This window comes from Aeribacillus composti (genome assembly GCF_031760945.1).
GTDB classification, from domain to species: domain Bacteria; phylum Bacillota; class Bacilli; order Bacillales; family Aeribacillaceae; genus Aeribacillus; species Aeribacillus composti.
Window position 1 is genome coordinate 1,046,037 of record NZ_CP134501.1, and the last position, 18,267, is coordinate 1,064,303.

The window sequence follows — 18,267 nt, forward strand, 5'->3', positions numbered from 1 at the left end:
CTCCTTATTCTCTAATCTCTTGAAATATTCCCGGATTATTTTCTAAAATAGAGTAGTATGTAGAGAAAGAATTTATAATTCCTTCTCTAAAGTTTTTGCAAAAAGTGTCTTTTAATTGAAATCCTTGTCCGTCAGTTTCAGTTATTACATAGCAAAGGTTGCAAATATTATTTAAATTACAATTTTTGCATCCTGCTAAAGCAGAGAAAAAATTATTCATGTAATTAGCTTGCTTAGTTGGATCCAAGCCGGTTTCTATATTTCCAACAGGATAATGAGGATTAATTTTTTCGCACATATGAAAATTTCCATCACTATCTACAGCCAATTTATGGATTCCAGGCAGGCAAGTACCTCTTAACTCATTATTGCTATAAGCAGTATTCATCATAGGATCGAAGATGATGCTTTTAAGAATTGTTTTGGAAAAGTTAGTTGCTTTCTTTTCAAACTGTTTATCTTTCGCTCTTTCAATGAGTCCTTTGATAAAATCTTTTCTTCTTTCTAAATAGGATTGCTCCAACTGGACACCTTTATAGTACTCAGTATTTATATTACTTACCCTGTTTACTCGCTGAATCCGCTTATCCAGTTCAGGATGCTCCATAAAGTATTTATCTAATTTACTAAAATCTGTTAAATTATCATAAGTTATTAATATTCCATAAGGTAGTACCGGTTTATTTAGTCTCACTTTTTCCCGATATATATCATCCATTAAAGCCAGATTTTTAAAAACTCTGTCAAACGTTCCCTTTTCATTGATTGTAACCCGGTTTCTATCATGATTTTCCTTATCACCGTCTAAACTTACAGAAATAGAAAAATTTTTATCAAACATATAATTGATTTTGTCTTCAGTTAATAAATATGCATTGGTTGTTATTGAAAAGAAAATATTGTCAAATACCTTTTTGTAATTATCGTTGGTGTACTCAACAACCTGTTTTATAAGTTTCCAGTTTATTAAAGGCTCTCCCCCATAAAATCCAATGGATATACTTAAATTGGGGTTGTATTGGATACTTTTAATATTTACATTCATATAGTAATCAATAGCGGATTTTGCGGTTTGAAAATCCATACGTTTATTTGAAAAATTCTTTGAGTAAAAATAATGATCAGAGTAAATACAATATTTGCATCTGAAATTGCAAGCATCGGTAACAATTAAGCATAGATGCGATATTCCCTCTGTCAGTAATTTTTCTTTAATAAATTGTTCAGTGATTTTTGGCAATTGAAAATCTGATTGAAAGAGGTTATATTTTACAATTTTATGAAGCAATTCATTTAGATTATTTTTTTGGAAGTCTTCTTCATGAATGGTGTCACCTATCTTAATTGCCGACAAAAAGTTTTTTTCTGATTTATTTACTGGAATAACTATTCTCGTACTGTTGTCATAACAATAATTACCTTTTTCGGTATCAAATAATAATGGTTCAGTTAAAAATTTAATCATTTTCACTTCCTCCTCACTTATTTAAAAGTACCAAGAGCCACAAAAGGCGTCATGGCTCTTGGCCTATTAAGATATTAAGCTTTAAAGAAGCGTGCTTCCCCTGCTGCAAACCCTAATACGTCTGCGATCGGTGAGACTGTGTCAGCTGCACATGCAGCACCGCATGTTGCGATGCATTTCACCTGACAGAATAAGGTTGCCATTGTCATCCTCCTTTCAATTTTAACGTTAACCCTGTTGCAACCATCTTAGGGGAAGAAAGTGAAGAGGCCTCTCTACCAAAAATTATAAATGATGAACTCCATTAATTTACAGAAAAATTTTACATATTTTTGAATTTTTCCAACTATATGGGAGGCTTTTAAAAAGGTCAATCTGACAGGGCATGAAAACAAAAAAATGATGGAATGATCCGGCGGAATGAGAAAATGGGTGGGAATCGCACAGCTGTTAATGAGAAAGCCGTCGATCTTAATTTTTGATGAACCGACAGCGGGATTGGACATTGAAGAGCGGATTCGCTTCCGCAATTTGCTAAAAAACCTTGGTTTGGAGCATACCGTCATCATTTCGTCGCATATTGTCGAAGATATTGAGTTTTTATGGACAAAGATCGGTGTTTTAAAAAGCGGAACGTCCTATTCGAAGGAACGCCAGCCGAGCTGAAAGCCCATGCGGAAAGATATGTATGGGAATATCGTGTCTCGCCGAATGAATTGGATACCATCATGGCGGAAAATGAAGTGATTCAGCTTCTCGAAGAGGGAGACGGCGTGAATGTATGGGTGTTTGCGAAAAAAGAGGAAGAAGGGGCGAAACAAGTCGCACCAAGACTAATTGATCGGTATTTAGCCGTTGTTAGGGGTTGAACTAAAATGAGAGATTATTTAGAAAGCATTTATGCACCTTTGTATTTGACCGAAAGACGATGGGGCTCACTTTTTTTGTCCCTGCTGTGATGTTTAGCTTATCTCTGTTGCTTATTCTGTTTGTTCCAAGAGAGGAAGATGATATTCACAGTAATATCATTATTATTCAAGGTGTTTTTATACCGTTTACTTGCTGGTGCCTTATGTATCGGCTGAGTGAAATGTATGAAGAGGGGGCGCATGAAACGTTAGTTCCATATTACTAAAAACGGTTTGGGATGGATTTCTTCCAGTACTTGATTGTCAATATATCGGGGTTTTTCATTTATGTACCGCTTTTGTGATGAAATACGGGATGACTTCGTTATCTGGTCTTAACGTGATTCATTTTATGATTTTAGTATTATTCTATATGCTTTTTGGCACATCACTTATCGTGCTGATTAAAAACATTGAGATTTCTCTAACGATTATTATGATTTACACGGTTTTAGAAGTGCTTACGTTAGGAGAATTTATCCATGGCCGCACATCTTTCTATTCGATCCGCCTGTTTGGGATCCATTTTTATTGAAAAAATGGTTATTTTGTCGATAACCGTTATCGTGCTAATGTTTATAACAGTTGTTTTCATTCAGCGGGCGGATAGGAAACCGCAATAGGCTATTTTAATACAATTTATTCAAGCTTATGGTTAGGAAAAGCTTTGAGGCGATTTAATAAAAAATGGATAACGAAGTGCTCGTTTAGCACTTCGTTATCCATATGCATCCGAAAATAGCTTGCCCTTAACGGCGAGACGAAATATTAAAGGACATTAAAATATCGAGCTTCAGGGTGTGAGACGACGAAGGCAGAGACGGATGCTTCCGGTTCCATCATAAAGCCTTCCGTCAGCTGGATGCCGATTTTTTCAGGCTTTAACAGCTTAAACAGCTTCGCTTGATCTTCTAAGTCTGGACAAGCCGGATAGCCAAATGAATAGCGCTGACCTTGGTATTTTGCTGCAAACCGTTCCTGCATTGTGAAGTCAAGCGGATCCGGGAAGCCCCATCGGTCGCGGATCAGCTGGTGCGTCCGCTCTGCAAGACCTTCTGCCAGCTCCAGCGCCAATGCTTGAATCGCATGGCTCCGGAAAAATTCACCGCTTTCTTTAAACTGCATGGCGATGCTGCGAATGTCTTTTCCAGCAGTTACGGCAAACAGGGCGATATAATCATGCGGTGTTTCATCTGACCGTTCGCTTACATAGTCGGCAATGCATAAAAACGGCGGCTTTTCCTGCCGAGGGAATGTAAACGTCTCAATGATTTTATCTTTTGCAGCCGGATCTAAAATGTGAATGGAGTTTCCTTCGCGATAGGCCGGGAAAAATTGATAAATAGCAGATGGACGGAACCAGCCATTTTCTTTCCCTAAACGCAGCAATTCATCTATTTCATTTTTTAGTTCTACCGCTTTTTCCTGTTTTTCCAGAAGCATCTGTTTGACATTGCCTTTTAATCCGAGATGGTGTCCTAAAAGCATTTGCATGTTCACATACGGGACGACTTGGGCAATATCAATGTTTTGAATAATGTGTGGATTGCAGTCAGCTGGATGATATACGGTCGGTTTGGACACAGATGATTTTTTTTCAATGATCATAACAGGTTTGCTGCTTTTCTGTCTATTCTGTTTTTCCTCAACTGCGACCGTTCTTTTCTCAAGGAAAGCATCCGGGTTTTCTCTCAGCTTATTGGCAAGCGACAGCCCGTCCATTGCATCTTTCGCATATAACACAGGACCGTCATATTCCGGTGATATTTTTTGATCGGTAAATTTGCGTGATAATGCAGCACCGCCGACTAAAATCGGAATCGAAATGTTGGCTGTTTTTAAGTCTTGTGCTGTTAACACCATTTGCTGGGCTGATTTGACGAGCAGTCCGGAAAGACCGATAATATCAGGCTTTTCATTATTGACCGCTTCAATCAGCTGCTGCGGCGCAACTTTAATGCCTAAATCAACGACGCGGTAGCCGTTGTTGGAAAGAATAATGTCAACTAAATTTTTGCCGATGTCATGGACGTCGCCCTTGACTGTAGCTAAAATGACTTTTCCTTTGCCGCTGTCATCTTTTTTTTCCATATACGGTTCTAAAAAGGCGACAGATGCTTTCATCACTTCCGCACTTTGAAGCACTTCAGCAACAATCAGCTGATTGTCGTTAAACAGTTCGCCGACAATTTCCATTCCTTTCATTAACGGCCCGTTGATGATATCGAGAGGATCATCATATTTTTCTAGTGCCAGCTGCAAGTCTTCGATTAATCCTTGCTTTGTTCCTTCCACAACGTATTGTGCGAGCCGTTCCTCCAAGGTTAATTCCGTTTTCGGCTTTTTTTCCTCTTTCTTTTTGTCGCGGTAAAAGTTCGTAAATTGTGCGAGCGTCTGATCATTTGTTTCAAATAATAAGTTTTCTGCCAACTTCCGCTCTTCCTCAGGGATCGAAGCGTACCGTTCTAATTTTTCCGTATTGACGATCGCATAATCGAGCCCTGCCTGTGTGCAATGGTATAAAAAAACGGCGTTTAATATTTCTCTGCCGACCGGCGGAAGCCCGAAAGAAACATTGCTGATCCCGAGAATAGTTAAACAGCCGGGAAGATGTTCTTTAATTAAACGGATCCCTTCGATCGTTTCTTGGGCAGATCCGATATATTGCTCATCACCTGTGCCGACAGGGAAGACGAGCGGGTCAAAAATAATGTCGCTTGGACTTATACCGTGTTGATTGACTAAAATGTCATAAGACCGCTTGGCAATCTCCAGCTTTCGCTCCGCAGTCAGAGCCATTCCGTCTTCATCGATTGTTCCGACGACAACAGCCGCACCGAATTGTTTCACAAGCGGGAGAACTTCTTCAAACCGTTCTAAGCCGTCCTCTAAATTGATCGAGTTGATGATCGCTTTCCCTTGTGAGTATTCGAGCGCTTTTCTGATGACATTGGCGTCGGTTGAGTCAATGACAAGCGGCGCTTTTACTTTTTTTACAACCTCGCGGATGAAGTTTTCCATATCTTCAAGCTCGTTTCGGTCCGGATCTGCGAGACAGACATCGATGACGTGGGCGCCGTTTTTCACTTGAGCGCGGGCGATCTCCGCTGCTTCTTCAAATTTTCCTTCCGCAATGAGACGCTTGAATTTACGCGAACCGATGACGTTTGTGCGTTCACCGACAAACAGCGGGCGCATTGATTCATCATAGCGAAGGGGCTCGATGCCTGATACCGTATGTTGATTTTGCTTTTTGACGATTTTTCGCGGTTTTAAGCCTTCCATTGCCTCCCTTATTGCGCGAATATGTTCGGGAGTTGTTCCGCAGCAGCCGCCGACCATATTAAGCCAGCCTCTTTCTGCAAACCCTCTGATTTTTTTTGCTAAAGATTCCGGTGATTCATGGTAGCGACCTTCTTCATCAGGCAGTCCGGCATTCGGATAACAGCTGACAGCGGTATTGGCGATTTCAGACAATGTGCGGATGTGATCGGTCATGAATTCAGGACCTGTCGCACAGTTTAAGCCGACGGCAATTGGATTCATATGTTCAGCTGAAATGTAAAACGCTTCAATATCTTGACCGGCGAGAGTTGTTCCCATCGGTTCTATCGTTCCGGACAGAATGATCGGCACTTCTTTCTTGAGCTTTTGAAAAGCTCGTTGAATTCCTAAGTAACCTGCTTTCACATTGAGCATATCTTGGCTTGTCTCAAGGAGAAGTACATCAACGCCCCCCACTAACAGTCCTTCCGCTTGAACTTGATAAGCTTCTGCCAATTGTTGGAATGTGACGCCACCTGTAACGGAGAGCGTTTTAGTCGTTGGCCCCATTGATCCTGCCACAAAACGAGGCCAATCCGGTGTTGAATATTTTTCTGCAGCGCGCTTTGCAATCTCAGCTGCTTTTTTATTTATTTCAAAAGCAAGGTGCCCCAAGTTATATTCTTCGAGGACGATGCTTGTACCGCCAAACGTATTTGTTTCGATAATATCAGCGCCTGCTTCAAGGTACGCTTCATGAATACGGACAATCGTTTCAGGGGAAGTGATGTTTAAATATTCGTTGCATCCTTCATATTCTTCACCGCCAAAATCTTTCGCAGATAATTCTGCAGCTTGAATCATTGTTCCCATGGCTCCGTCTAGTATTAAAATTTTTTTCTCCAGCTGTTCCTTTATGTTATACATGGGAAATCTTCCTTTCTCGTTTTGCCTTTTCTTTTTCATGAATGTATTCCGTCAGCTCGACTGTCATCTCATAATGCAAAAACGGAGTGATTAAGTAAATGCCGTTAAACAGGTCAAATGCTGCGTCAATAAGCGATTTTGCAATGGCAAGTCCTTCTCGTTTTCCCTTTTCTTTATCATTGCCTGCTTTTTGCATCTGTTCGCGAATCGAATCAGACAATTTAATGCCTGGCACTTCGTTATGAATAAATTCAGCATTGCGGCTGCTTATTAACGGCATAATCCCGAGATATATCGGAACATTCAGATGTTTTGTTGCTTCATATACTTCTTCGATCAGCTTCTCCGAGTAGAGCGGCTGCGTAATAAAATAATCGGCTCCACAGCTGATTTTTTTCTCAAGCCTCTGAACTGCGCGATCAAGATGTCTTACGTTCGGATTGAAGGCGGCGGCTACAGTAAAGTTTGTTTTTTGACCAAGTGATTTTCCGGAGTATGACAAACCTTCATTAAATTGCTTAATTAAGCTGATTAAATCAAACGATGATAAATCATAGACAGAGGTTGCACCCGGAAAATCACCGATTTTGGACGGGTCGCCGGTGACCGCTAAAATATCGTGCAGGCCAAGCGTATGCAGCCCCATTAAATGGGATTGAATGCCGATTAAATTTCTGTCACGACATGTTAAATGAACGAGCGGGCGAAGCTGGAAACGGCTTTTCACAATATTTGCGCAAGCAACATTGCTGATTCTTGGTGTAGCAAGGGAATTATCCGCAAGCGTAATTGCATCAATCCCCGCTTTTTTCAACGCTTTTGCTCCTGTTAAAAATTTTTCCAAGCCGAGCGTTTTCGGCGGGTCCAATTCTACAATCACTGAGCGTCTGTTTTTTGCAATATCTGGGAGAGGAGTTTCTTGACTTTCTTTCATAGGTAAAACATGAATTGGAACATTTCGTTCTTTTACTTCTTTCTCTGTGACAGGAGGGAGGTTTGATACAGCTTCAGCCATTGCCCGAATATGTTTCGGCGCGGTTCCGCAGCATCCGCCGAGAAGCCGGACACCTTGTTTTCGGAATTGAAGAGCCGCTTCATAAAAATAGTGTTCATCTGATTCATAAACTAATCTTCCGTTTTCATACCTTGGCAGGCTGCCGTTTGGAAAAGCGGATAAAAAGGCATGTTCAAACAGCGGCACTTCTTCCAGAGATTGCAGCATATGATAAGGGCCTAAACGGCAATTGAGGCCGACAATATCTGCACCAAGTTCTTCAAGCATTTTCAAACCGTCTGCCAATCTTGTTCCATTTTGAAAGACGCCTTGTTCGTGCAAAGAAACATTTGTGATAATGGGCAAATCCGTTTCTTTTCTAGCTATTTGCAAAACGGTTTTCAGTTCTTCCAAGTCGTAATAGGTTTCTAAAATAATGCCATCTACGTTTTCGGATAAAAGGACATGAAGCTGCTCACGAAAATTTTCGGCAATGTCAGATAGCGTGAAGGCGCTTTTTTGAAACGAACGGATGCCGCCGATTGTTCCGATGACATACCCTTTGTTTTCCGCTTTTTGTAACGCCCTCTTTGCAAGTTCAACCCCTTTTTGGTTGATGATCTTTATATCATCTTCCAGCCCATATCTGGCAAGCTTTATGCGATTGGCGCCGTATGTATTTGTTTGAATAACAGTTGCGCCTGCGTCTAAATAGGCTGAATGAATCCGTTCTATTTCTTCCGGTTTTGAAACGTTTAGCTCATCAAAGCATCTGTCTATTCCGAATGAGTATAGTAGAGTCCCCATTGCTCCGTCGGCAATTAATATATGATTCTGTAAATCTTGTAAAAGCCCCATAAAAAGTCCTCCAATCAAATGAAATAGGCGCCTGCAAGGAGGCGAACACCTATATAAAAAAGAAAAGCCTTCTAAGAAGAAGACTTTTTCTTGAACATTTTCCCCTTCTTCTTATCTTCCGAGCGCAAATTTACGCATCGCTGGATTTAGCACCTTGGTACCCAAAGTTTTTGGGTAATCCGGTTGCTGAAGGTTCATCGGGCCAGTCCCTCCGCTTCTCTTGATAAGAACGCTTTACCGTATGAAATTTTAAAACAACGGATTAATCCTAATTTAACGAATTTTATCAAAATAATCAATATAAAATTTCAATTTTGTGAACAGGGCAAAGCTAGCGAAAATTAATAAATTGTACGTCGATCGGCAAGTCGGCGCTTTTCACAGCTGCAATCACTTTTTGCAAATCGTCCTTGCTTTTGCCGCTTACCCGGACTTGGTCGTCTTGAATTTGGCTTTTTACTTTTAGCCCGGTATTTTTGATCAGCGCATTGATCTTTTTCCCGTTTTCTTTGTCAATTCCGTTGACAAGTTTGGCTCTTTGTCTGACAGTGCCTCCTGAAGCCTTTTCGATTTTCCCGTACTGAATATTCTTGGTTGCGACACCGCGTTTAATCATTTTGCTTACTAATACATCTTTTAGTTGATTCAGCTTATATTCATCGTCAGAGATTAGCACAAGCTCATCTTTTTCTAGGGATATATCGCTTTTAGATCCTTTGAAATCATATCTGTTTACAATTTCTTTTTTCGCCATTTGAATGGAATTGTTCACTTCGGCAATATCCACTTTTGAGACGATGTCAAATGAATTCTCCTTAGCCAACTTTTTACCTCCAATAACGTTATTTACATTCATTATAGTGAATGTCGTTCAGTTGAACAACTCTTTTAGGGGTTCCTCGCAAATTAAATGAAAAAACCGTTACTTAAAGCAACGGCAAGGAAATTAATATCTGCTTAAATGCAATTAAGCTAAAGATGTCGCTTTAGAACATTTAGGGGAAAGAAAGTCTTGTAAGTTTTTTACTGCTTCGAGCGAATCTTCTCCTTCAGCGCTGATGACTACATGACCTTCTAAAAAGGCGGAAAAACCGAGCATGCTTAAAACGCTTTTCGCATTTAATTGGAGCTTTTTTGTTTGGAATAAAATGTAGCTGTTAAATTTAATCGCTTCATGGACAAGGGAAATGACATATTCCGGCTCCATCTCTTTTGTAAGATACACGGAAATTTCATGTTTCTTCATTGTGCCACCTCTTGTATACTTATTTTACAATATCTTACATTAATAAAGGATAGATTCCCACATGTTTGTCATTTCCTCTTACATATAAAAAAATGACCTCCGCTTTCGAATATGGAAACGTTCTGGATTTCTCTGTTTTTTAATGAAATGAATGGTCTAATCAAATTGAAAGTTATTGCCCCGCCCCATGTTTTATTAGACAAAAATGAAAACAAAAGCTAGAGAAAAGATGCATACTGTAAGATAAGAAAGCGTCTTTTTCTTTCAGAACGTCCGGATAGAAGAGGTGGAAGACTCGCCTTTAGAGATATTTCAAAAAAAGAAAAAGCCCGACAGGCGGGCATTATAAATGATCCGTTTTCTTTGAGTATTGCCGTTTTCCAAGCTCTCGATTTTTTTCCTTCAATAGATTTTTTTCGTGTCGTTTTGCATTGTTGTCTACAGCTTTTTTATCATTATCGCTTGTTTTGGACATTCAGGAAGCTCCTTTCAATACTGTTATATACTTATGATTTCCATGAAGCTTCTTGAATATGTTTATTTAGAAAAAATACAGCAAGGGTGCCGGGGCCAGAGTGTGCACCAATGACAGCACCGATCGTATGGATGATAATTTCTTTTGGATGAAACGTTTCTTCAATTAATTGTTTTAATTCGAGAGCTGCTTCTTCATCATCACCATGGCTGATGGCGATTGTCTGTTCACTCAATCCGTCTCCACGCTCTTCCATCAGCTCAAGAATTCTCCGGTAAAGCTTCTTTTTCCCGCGGATTTTTTCCAGCGGGATCAGCTTTCCTTCTTCGACATGCAAAAGCGGCTTGATATTAAGCAGTCCGCCAACAAACGCAGATGTTTTGCTGATTCTCCCGCCGCGAGCCAAATATTCCAGGCGATCAACTGTAAAAATGTGCTCCATATGACTGCAATACTCTTTTACTGCATTTGCCATTTGTTCTAAATCAAGTCCTTGTTTTGCTAATTGAATGGTGTAGCGGACAGCAAGTCCATACCCAAGTGAAGCACATTTCGAATCGATAATTTGCAGTTTCCAATTCGGATATTTTTCAAGCAATTGCTGCTGAACCATAACGGCAGTTTGATATGTACCGGACAATTCGGAAGAAAAGGCAATATACAGCGCCGGCTGATTGTCTTTCGCCAGCTTTTCAAATTGATTGGTGATTGTTTCCGGTGATGCTTGTGATGTTTTAGCAACGTTTCCAGCTCTCATATAGTCGTAAACTTCTTTTGGTTTGATTGTCAATTGATCCTCATAGTCCTTCTCGCCAAGGTGGACACGAAGAGGGATGAAAGAAACGCCTTGATCGTTTAAAAAAGAGACAGGCAGATCACAAGCACTATCAGCGATAATGTGAATATTCATTAATCACACCTACTTTTTTTCATTTACATATAGTCTATCTTGATCACAAATAGAAAACAATACAATTTGTGCAAACTGAAAATTTAAAAAAGAAGGACAAAAAAAGAAAAAATGGACGAAACAAGAGGAGCTCGTTTCGTCCATTTCATATTTATTCCTTGTTCAAAATGTGCCGTACAATCGGCATTCTGGATGGTGTTATGCCTGCTCGATTTTTTCTCGATGCAGATGCTGTACAAAGATTGGTCTGTTCAAATTCGATCTGTTCATTATAAAAACAGCCCTTAAAAGGATTCGAAAATGAACGGAAGGGCATTATCCTTCGAAGCTTGCTTCGTTATTGACTCTTGCTTCTGATTCGGCAAACGTCATACGGTATGGAAACTTTTCATCATGTTTTTTGACAGCACCTTTTCCTTGCTCAATGAATCGTTTCGATTTATTCCGTTTGCCCAAGTTGGAATCCCCCTTTTGATCATTGACGAAATGAGTTCGTCAATTATAGGGTATCCCTTTTTAAACATCTAAATCCTTGTCAATTGTTGTGAGGTGTAAAAAGATAATCGAACTTTTGGACTTTTGCAAAGATTAAAGGGACAGCAATTCCTTTAAAAATTTTGCAACTCCGTCTTCTTCATTTGTCAGCGTAATTTCATCAGCAATCTCTTTGAGCGGCTCAATTCCGTTTCCCATTGCAACGCCTAATCCCGCATATTCGATCATTTCCAAATCATTGTCTTCGTCTCCAAAAGCGATAATTTGCTCTCGAGGGATATTGTAAAATTCGGCGATTTTTTGCAATCCGACTGCTTTATTAATGCCTGCTCGGATAATTTCAATAACATGCCACGGGTGAGCCCAGCTTCTGTGGTCTACAACTTCCGCATGAACTTCATTTAAATAATGGCGAATCCGCTTGACATTTTCTTCGTCTGAATGGATTAACATGCTTGTGACATCGCGATTTAAAACAGCTTTTAAGTTGCCGATTTCAATTTTCGGATTTCCTATACTGAAAATATCCAACCATTGTTCATTATGGTAATGAAAATAAACATGATCAAGCACTTCTGCTAAAATGTTATGGACTTGATGCTGTTCGGCGATTTCTACAATCTCTTTTACAACAGATACATCAAGGGTTGTATGATGAAATCCCCAGGATTCATCCAGCGGATGATGGACAAAGGCTCCGTTAAAATTGACAATCGGGGTTTTTAAATTTAATTCTTCGTAATACATTTTGCTCGAGCGGAACGGCCTTCCTGTTGAAATGCATATGATATGCCCTTCTTCTTGTGCTTTTTGCAAAACATTTTTTGTAAAAGGAGAAATCGTTTTGTCATCTTTCAGCAATGTGCCGTCTAAATCCAATGCGATTAAATGTTTTTTGGCCATAATCTCTCCTCATTTTTTGTTTTTATTTAGTGTATCTTTTTTCCATCTTTTTTGTCCACATGTTAAACTAATTTTAGCAAAAAAATAATGAAAGGAGCATCCTAATTGAAGGTCATTGTTGAGCATACGATGGCGGACAATATCCCTGTACTGCATGTATGCAAAGAAGATTTTATAAAAGATGAGCTGCCGCTTGTTGTGTTTATCCATGGATTTACGAGCGCAAAAGAGCATAATTTGCACATTGCCTATCTTTTGGCGGAAAAAGGTTTACGAGTAGTATTGCCTGATGCGAAATTTCACGGAGAGAGGGATGAGAATCTTTCAGAGGCTGACTTAAATTTAAATTTTTGGAATATTGTTATCAGTTCTGTTAAAGAGCTCGAAAAAATAAAAAATTATTTTTTTGAAAAAGAATTGATTGACGGGAAAAATATAGGGGTAGCGGGAACTTCCATGGGCGGTGTTGCTACACTTGGAGCGCTCACTCAATATCCGTGGATCAAAGCTGCTGTCAGTTTAATGGGCAGCCCAAATTATCAGGAATTTTTCAAATATCTTGTGGACTCCTATCAAAAAGCAGGCTATACCTTTCCGTTGTCTGAAGAAGAAATTCAGCAGCAATTTGATGCATTATATGAGTATGATTTATCCGTACATAAAGAAGCGTTATGCAACCGCCCCCTTTTGTTTTGGCACGGGATGAAGGATCAAGTTGTACCATTCGCTCCTACTTATCAATTTTATGAAGAGATAAAGCCGTTGTATGCTGACAATCCGGAACATTTGGCATTTATTGCGGAAAAGGATGCAGGGCATAAGGTGTCTCGAAAAGGGGTGCTAGAAACGGTTGAATGGTTTGTACGGCATTTGAGGTAGAAAATTTTTAATGTGACATTAACTTCGATATAATGTAATTAACGAATATAAGAGGAGTGGATCGAAATGGATGAAGCGCTGAAGGAAAATATAATGGGTGCTCTTGAACAAGTTATTGACCCAGAACTCGGCATTGACATTGTCAATTTAGGATTAATATATGATTTGGAACTGAACGATGAAGGAGTCCTCAAAGTAACTATGACATTGACGGCAATGGGATGCCCCCTTGCTGGAACAATTGTTCAACAAGTAAAAGCTGCGCTTGACGGAATTCCAGAAATCAAAGATGTCGATGTCAACATCGTTTGGAATCCACCTTGGACGAAGGACCGCATGTCCAGATACGCAAAAATTGCCTTGGGTATTCAATAAAAACTTGTGCAGACTGGCGGAAAAGGCCAGTCTTTTTTATTATGCAAATGTTTTATCAATTTGACTGCAAGTGTCATTATGTTTTTTTTTCGTTTTTATCGCTTCTTTTGTTTATCTCATCACCATAATGGAGCTTTTATCCCGAAACATAACTTGCATTTTTTCTTCAGCATGGCATATCCGGATAATTTGCAAGGGATTCCCTGCTCTCTACTACATTAAGAATCCTTGTTTTTGAACAGAAAAATTATAAATATACAATTGATTTTATTTTTATACAGTATTATAATGGTAACTAATTTAACGGAATGAATTGAAGGTGATTGAGGTTGAATATAGGAATTATCGGGGCAACAGGATATGGCGGTGTGGAACTTTATCGAATTTTAGCCAATCATCGGTATGTCGAAAACATTCATTTATATACATCTTCAGCAGAAAAAAAGAGCTATATTGACGAATATCCGCATTTATCCCATATAAAAGAAAATGAACTAAAACCGCTAGAGCCGGATCAAATAAAAGAAGAAAATGATGTTGTTTTTCTTGCGACGCCGTCGGGGATATCGGCTTCACTGACGCCGGAATTGCTTGACGATCAATTGAAAATCATCGACTTATCAGGCGATTTAAGGTTAAAAAATAGTGATGATTATGAAAAATGGTATAAAAAAGCACCAGCGCCTGAAATGCTTTTGCAGGAAGCGGTATACGGCTTGACAGAGCTGTATCGTGAGGATATTAAGAACGCTAAAATTTTGGCGAATCCTGGATGCTATCCAACTGCAACCTTGCTTGGCCTAGCACCGCTTGTGCGGGAAAAAATCGTCAAAGAGAACTCGATCATTGTTGATGCAAAATCGGGTGTTTCAGGTGCAGGTCGAAACGCTTCGCTTGCTACAAGCTTTGTTGAAATACAAGATAATTTCAAAATTTATAAAGTACATCAGCATCAGCATATACCGGAAATTGAACAGGAGCTTCATAAGTGGGACGAGAAAGTCGGCTTCATTTCGTTCAGCACCCACTTAGTGCCGATGACAAGAGGGATTATGGCGACAATGTATATTGAATTATTAGAAGAATGGAATACTTCAAAATTAGTAGATTTATATGAATCATTTTATAAACATTCACCATTTGTGAGAGTGCGTACAAACGGAACGTTCCCAAGCACAAAGGAAGTGTACGGCTCGAATTATTGCGATATCGGTCTTGCATTTGATCAAAGAACAAGTCGGTTGACAGTCGTATCTGTCATTGACAATTTGATGAAAGGCGCTGCAGGGCAGGCAGTGCAAAATTTCAACATTATGTCAGGATTCCAAGAAAATGAAGGACTAAACTTTTTGCCAGTATATCCATAACATCAAGGAGGACTTCTAGTGACAACCAAAATAAGAAAAATAGACAACGGTTCAATTACAACACCGAAAGGCTTTTATGCAGGCGGCTATGAAGCGCACATCCGCTACACTCATAAAAAAGACATCGGCATCATTTATAGTGACGTTTCAGCAACAGCTGCAGCTGTTTACACACAAAACGTTGTGCAAGCTGCCCCAATTTTTGTGACAAAAGAGAGCATTGCAAAGGAAAACAAAATTCAAGCGGTGATTGTCAACAGCGGCAACGCCAATGCCTGTACAGGCGAAAAAGGTTTAAGCGATGCATACGCAATGCGGAAATGGACGGCTGAAAAGCTTGGAATTGCAGATCATCTTGTGGCTGTCGCTTCAACAGGAGTAATTGGCGAATATTTAAACATGGAAAAAGTCCAAGAGGGGATCAACAATATTGAATATGAACGTTCATCAGCAGGAGCCAAAAGCTTTGCCGAGGCTATTTTGACAACAGATACGTGTGAAAAGACTGCCTGCTATCAATTTGAAATCGAGGGAAAACAGGTGACCATCGGCGGAGCAGCAAAAGGATCGGGGATGATTCATCCCAACATGGCGACAATGCTCGGGTTTTTGACGACAGATGCGAATATCGATGAAAAATCGCTGCAGCAAGCTTTCCGAGAAGTTATCGATGAAACGTTTAATCAAATAACCGTTGACGGCGATACATCAACAAATGATATGGTGCTTGTTTTAGCAAACGGAAAAGCTGAACACTCAATGCTGACGGAAGAGCATCCAGATTGGCCTGTTTTTAAAGAGGCGTTGAGAAAAGTAAGCGAAGATTTAGCAAAGCAAATTGCCAGAGACGGTGAAGGTGCGACAAAATTGATTGAAGTTTCTGTTAATGGGGCTAAATCAAAGCAGGAAGCGAACATCATGGCCAAGACGATTGTCGGATCCTCCCTCGTCAAAACTGCAATATATGGAAAAGATGCGAACTGGGGAAGAATCTTGTGCGCCGCCGGCTACAGCGGAGCGGAATTCGATCCGAATCAAATGGAAGTGTATCTCGGCCATATCTTATTATTTAAAAACGGATTGCCAGTTTCATTTTCGGAACAAGAAGCGATCCAATATTTGGATCAGGAAATCGTAGAAATCAAGGTAATGTTAAATAATGGTGAAGTACAAGGAAAAGCATGGGGATGTGATTTAACATATGAGTATGTCAAAATCAATGCAAGTTACCGGACATGATAAACCGATTGTTGTCATTAAGCTTGGCGGCAGCATGCTGGAACAGCTGTCAGAAAGCTTTTTAGACAGCATAAAAGAACTGTTAACTACGAAACGGGTCATTATCGTCCACGGTGGAGGACCGGACATTAACAATATGTTGACAAAATTAAATGTAAAAAGCGAGTTTTACAACGGCATGCGTAAAACGACAAAAGAAGTGCTTGAAATTGCAGAAATGGTCCTTTCAGGAAAAATTAACAAACAGCTTACGGCTCTGTTGACACAAAAAAGTGTGAAAGCGATCGGTCTTTCAGGCACTGATGGTCAGCTAATTGTCTCGTCATTTTTAGATGAAGAAAATCTTGGCTTTGTCGGCAAAGTCGAGCAGATTAATGATGAACTATTGCGTTCGCTGCTAATTCTTGACTATGTTCCAGTCATTGCCCCGATCGGCATAACGGCGGATGGGCAAAAATTAAATATCAACGCAGATCTGGCTGCTAGTGCAATTGCTGAAAAAATAAATGCGGAACAGCTGCTGTTTGTGACGAATGTTCCGGGAATTTTACATGACGGCAAGCTTATTGAAGAAGCAACGGAAACGATGATCGAAAAACTCATTGAACAGAAGGTTATTTACGGCGGGATGATTCCGAAAGTACAGGCGGCTTTAGATGCGCTTTCTGATCAGCTTGAGCATGTGATGATTGTGAGCGGCAACGACCGTATTTTTAAGGAAGGGAAAATGATCGGGACGAAAATTACGAAAAAACGAGAGGTCGTGGTCAAATGAGTTATTTATTTCCAACCTATGCGAAGTGGGATGTGGCGATTGAAAAAGCAGAAGGAAGCTATGCATATGATGCAAACGGAAAAAAATATTTAGATTTTATTTCCGGAATTGCTGTATGCAACCTGGGTCATTGTCCGAAGCAAGTGGCGGATGCCATCACTGAACAGCTGCAAAAGGTATGGCATACTTCTAATCTTTTTCATATCCCCCTTCAAGAAGAGGTTGCCAAGCAATTGGTGGAGCATTCAAGCGGAGATGCCGTATTTTTTGCGAACAGCGGCGCCGAAGCGAATGAAGCCGCCATTAAACTGGCTAGAAAACATACCGGCAAACATAAAATCATTACATTTTACCAGTCTTTTCACGGCAGAACATTTGCGACTATGACGGCTACTGCTCAAGAAAAAGTACATAAAGGGTTCGGTCCTCTCATTCCTACGTTCGAATATCTTCCTTACAATGATGCAGCTGCGGTGAAAAACATTCATGATGAGGATATAGCTGCTTTTATGCTGGAAGTGGTTCAGGGCGAGGGAGGAGTTATTCCTGCAACGAAGGAATTTTTACAGGCGGTAGAAGAAAAGTGCAGCGAGATCGGCGCATTATTCATCGTCGATGAGGTGCAAACTGGAATCGGACGCACCGGAAAAGCATTCGGCTACCAGCATTACGGCATTTCTCCGGATATTATCACTGTCGCCAAAGGATTGGGAAGCGGATTTCCTGTCGGAGCCATGATCGGAAAACAAGAATTGATCGAAAGTTTTTCACCGGGAACACACGGTTCAACGTTCGGCGGGAATTATTTGGCTATGGCAGCTGCGAAAGCAACTTTGGAAACTGTTTTTCAGCCAAGCTTTTTGCAAAGCGTTCAGGAAAAAGGTCAGCGGCTGTTCGAAGGTCTATCAGAACACTTGAGAGATGTGCCTACTGTAAAAAAAGTGCGGGGTAAAGGATTGCTGCTTGGAATTGAGCTGGATATTGAGGTCAATAAAGTGCTTGCTTCTTTAAGAGAAGAAGGGCTTCTAGCACTTTCAGCTGGATCCAATGTGTTACGGCTTCTTCCTCCGCTCACTGTTTCGAATGAAGAAATTGATTTAGGACTGGGCATTATTGCTTCTGTTTTGAAAAAAGAAAAAATCTTCTCTTCCTAAAAGAGGAGAATTTTCTTGCAAATTGTTGTATAA

General features: G+C 40.1%; 17 protein-coding genes, 1 pseudogene and 1 riboswitch. Of the genes and pseudogenes, 8 read left to right on the forward strand and 10 right to left on the reverse strand.

Annotated features, from left to right (window positions below; all coding sequences use genetic code 11):
* Positions 1-4: 4 nt before the first annotated feature.
* Both RI196_RS05285 and RI196_RS05290 read right to left on the reverse strand, forming a co-directional pair.
* Positions 5-1,465 carry a radical SAM protein gene (locus tag RI196_RS05285; RefSeq protein WP_066248391.1) on the reverse strand — a complete coding sequence of 487 codons (1,461 nt, stop codon included), beginning with the start codon at positions 1,463-1,465 and terminating at the stop codon, positions 5-7.
* A gap of 74 nt (positions 1,466-1,539) precedes the next feature.
* Positions 1,540-1,668 (reverse strand): huazacin family RiPP peptide, encoded by a 129-nt coding sequence (locus RI196_RS05290; RefSeq protein WP_158640141.1) that lies wholly within the window; start codon positions 1,666-1,668, stop codon positions 1,540-1,542.
* A gap of 145 nt (positions 1,669-1,813) precedes the next feature.
* Between RI196_RS05290 and RI196_RS05295 the strand changes: the two are divergent.
* Positions 1,814-2,334, forward strand: a pseudogene (locus tag RI196_RS05295) (ATP-binding cassette domain-containing protein); the annotation flags it as partial.
* Between the two features lie 391 nt (positions 2,335-2,725).
* Entirely contained in the window at positions 2,726-2,908 is a 183-nt protein-coding gene (locus RI196_RS05300; RefSeq protein ID WP_311067031.1) for a hypothetical protein, read from the forward strand.
* Between the two features lie 233 nt (positions 2,909-3,141).
* On the opposite strand, the gene metH is transcribed toward RI196_RS05300, so the two are convergent.
* From metH to RI196_RS05340, 8 genes are all read right to left on the reverse strand, one after another.
* Entirely contained in the window at positions 3,142-6,564 is a 3,423-nt protein-coding gene (metH, locus tag RI196_RS05305) for a methionine synthase (RefSeq protein ID WP_311067032.1), read from the reverse strand.
* Positions 6,557-8,416 (reverse strand): bifunctional homocysteine S-methyltransferase/methylenetetrahydrofolate reductase, encoded by a 1,860-nt coding sequence (locus RI196_RS05310; RefSeq protein ID WP_094245331.1) that lies wholly within the window; start codon positions 8,414-8,416, stop codon positions 6,557-6,559. The genes metH and RI196_RS05310 overlap by 8 nt, the downstream gene beginning before the upstream one ends.
* Positions 8,417-8,524: 108 nt before the next feature.
* Positions 8,525-8,646: riboswitch (SAM riboswitch) on the reverse strand.
* Positions 8,647-8,747: 101 nt separating this feature from the next.
* A complete protein-coding gene (locus RI196_RS05315; protein ID WP_063387028.1) occupies positions 8,748-9,239 on the reverse strand; it encodes a YajQ family cyclic di-GMP-binding protein in 492 nt (163 codons plus the stop codon).
* A gap of 144 nt (positions 9,240-9,383) precedes the next feature.
* Positions 9,384-9,662 (reverse strand): HPr family phosphocarrier protein, encoded by a 279-nt coding sequence (locus RI196_RS05320; RefSeq protein WP_063387027.1) that lies wholly within the window; start codon positions 9,660-9,662, stop codon positions 9,384-9,386.
* A 343-nt stretch (positions 9,663-10,005) separates the two neighbouring features.
* Entirely contained in the window at positions 10,006-10,137 is a 132-nt protein-coding gene (locus RI196_RS05325; protein ID WP_082829462.1) for a DUF3941 domain-containing protein, read from the reverse strand.
* Positions 10,138-10,168: 31 nt separating this feature from the next.
* Positions 10,169-11,047 carry a fatty acid kinase binding subunit FakB gene (gene fakB, locus RI196_RS05330; protein WP_063387026.1) on the reverse strand — a complete coding sequence of 293 codons (879 nt, stop codon included), beginning with the start codon at positions 11,045-11,047 and terminating at the stop codon, positions 10,169-10,171.
* A gap of 315 nt (positions 11,048-11,362) precedes the next feature.
* A complete protein-coding gene (locus RI196_RS05335; RefSeq protein WP_063387024.1) occupies positions 11,363-11,503 on the reverse strand; it encodes a hypothetical protein in 141 nt (46 codons plus the stop codon).
* 132 nt (positions 11,504-11,635) lie between these two features.
* Positions 11,636-12,445: a Cof-type HAD-IIB family hydrolase gene (locus RI196_RS05340; RefSeq protein ID WP_066248385.1), complete on the reverse strand. Its 810-nt coding sequence runs from the start codon at positions 12,443-12,445 to the stop codon at positions 11,636-11,638.
* A 129-nt stretch (positions 12,446-12,574) separates the two neighbouring features.
* Here RI196_RS05340 and RI196_RS05345 point away from each other — a divergent pair, with 129 nt between their 5' ends.
* The 6 genes from RI196_RS05345 (at position 12,575) to argD (ending at position 18,234) form a co-directional block, all read left to right on the forward strand.
* On the forward strand, positions 12,575-13,324 hold the full coding sequence (locus tag RI196_RS05345) for an alpha/beta fold hydrolase (RefSeq protein WP_066248429.1): 750 nt from the start codon (positions 12,575-12,577) through the stop codon (positions 13,322-13,324).
* A 66-nt stretch (positions 13,325-13,390) separates the two neighbouring features.
* Positions 13,391-13,699: a metal-sulfur cluster assembly factor gene (locus RI196_RS05350; protein WP_063387022.1), complete on the forward strand. Its 309-nt coding sequence runs from the start codon at positions 13,391-13,393 to the stop codon at positions 13,697-13,699.
* A 329-nt stretch (positions 13,700-14,028) separates the two neighbouring features.
* On the forward strand, positions 14,029-15,066 hold the full coding sequence (gene argC, locus RI196_RS05355) for an N-acetyl-gamma-glutamyl-phosphate reductase (protein ID WP_063387021.1): 1,038 nt from the start codon (positions 14,029-14,031) through the stop codon (positions 15,064-15,066).
* A gap of 18 nt (positions 15,067-15,084) precedes the next feature.
* The gene (gene argJ / locus RI196_RS05360) at positions 15,085-16,305 is read left to right on the forward strand and encodes a bifunctional ornithine acetyltransferase/N-acetylglutamate synthase (RefSeq protein ID WP_311067033.1); all 1,221 of its coding nucleotides are present in this window, start codon (positions 15,085-15,087) and stop codon (positions 16,303-16,305) included.
* The gene (gene argB / locus RI196_RS05365) at positions 16,268-17,080 is read left to right on the forward strand and encodes an acetylglutamate kinase (protein WP_242009260.1); all 813 of its coding nucleotides are present in this window, start codon (positions 16,268-16,270) and stop codon (positions 17,078-17,080) included. The genes argJ and argB overlap by 38 nt, the downstream gene beginning before the upstream one ends.
* Entirely contained in the window at positions 17,077-18,234 is a 1,158-nt protein-coding gene (argD, locus tag RI196_RS05370) for an acetylornithine transaminase (protein WP_311067034.1), read from the forward strand. The genes argB and argD overlap by 4 nt, the downstream gene beginning before the upstream one ends.
* Positions 18,235-18,267 lie beyond the last annotated feature (33 nt).

Excerpts from the sequence above, each read along its gene's own strand:
- RI196_RS05285 (WP_066248391.1), bottom strand. The coding sequence starts at position 1,465 with ATGATTAAATTTTTAACTGAACCATTATTATTTGATACCGAAAAAGGT.
- RI196_RS05290 (WP_158640141.1), bottom strand. The coding sequence starts at position 1,668 with ATGGCAACCTTATTCTGTCAGGTGAAATGCATCGCAACATGCGGTGCT.
- RI196_RS05300 (WP_311067031.1), top strand. The coding sequence starts at position 2,726 with ATGATTTTAGTATTATTCTATATGCTTTTTGGCACATCACTTATCGTG.
- metH (WP_311067032.1), bottom strand. The coding sequence starts at position 6,564 with ATGTATAACATAAAGGAACAGCTGGAGAAAAAAATTTTAATACTAGAC.
- RI196_RS05310 (WP_094245331.1), bottom strand. The coding sequence starts at position 8,416 with ATGGGGCTTTTACAAGATTTACAGAATCATATATTAATTGCCGACGGA.
- RI196_RS05320 (WP_063387027.1), bottom strand. The coding sequence starts at position 9,662 with ATGAAGAAACATGAAATTTCCGTGTATCTTACAAAAGAGATGGAGCCG.
- RI196_RS05325 (WP_082829462.1), bottom strand. The coding sequence starts at position 10,137 with ATGTCCAAAACAAGCGATAATGATAAAAAAGCTGTAGACAACAATGCA.
- fakB (WP_063387026.1), bottom strand. The coding sequence starts at position 11,047 with ATGAATATTCACATTATCGCTGATAGTGCTTGTGATCTGCCTGTCTCT.
- RI196_RS05340 (WP_066248385.1), bottom strand. The coding sequence starts at position 12,445 with ATGGCCAAAAAACATTTAATCGCATTGGATTTAGACGGCACATTGCTG.
- RI196_RS05345 (WP_066248429.1), top strand. The coding sequence starts at position 12,575 with ATGGCGGACAATATCCCTGTACTGCATGTATGCAAAGAAGATTTTATA.
- RI196_RS05350 (WP_063387022.1), top strand. The coding sequence starts at position 13,391 with ATGGATGAAGCGCTGAAGGAAAATATAATGGGTGCTCTTGAACAAGTT.
- argB (WP_242009260.1), top strand. The coding sequence starts at position 16,268 with ATGAGTATGTCAAAATCAATGCAAGTTACCGGACATGATAAACCGATT.
- argD (WP_311067034.1), top strand. The coding sequence starts at position 17,077 with ATGAGTTATTTATTTCCAACCTATGCGAAGTGGGATGTGGCGATTGAA.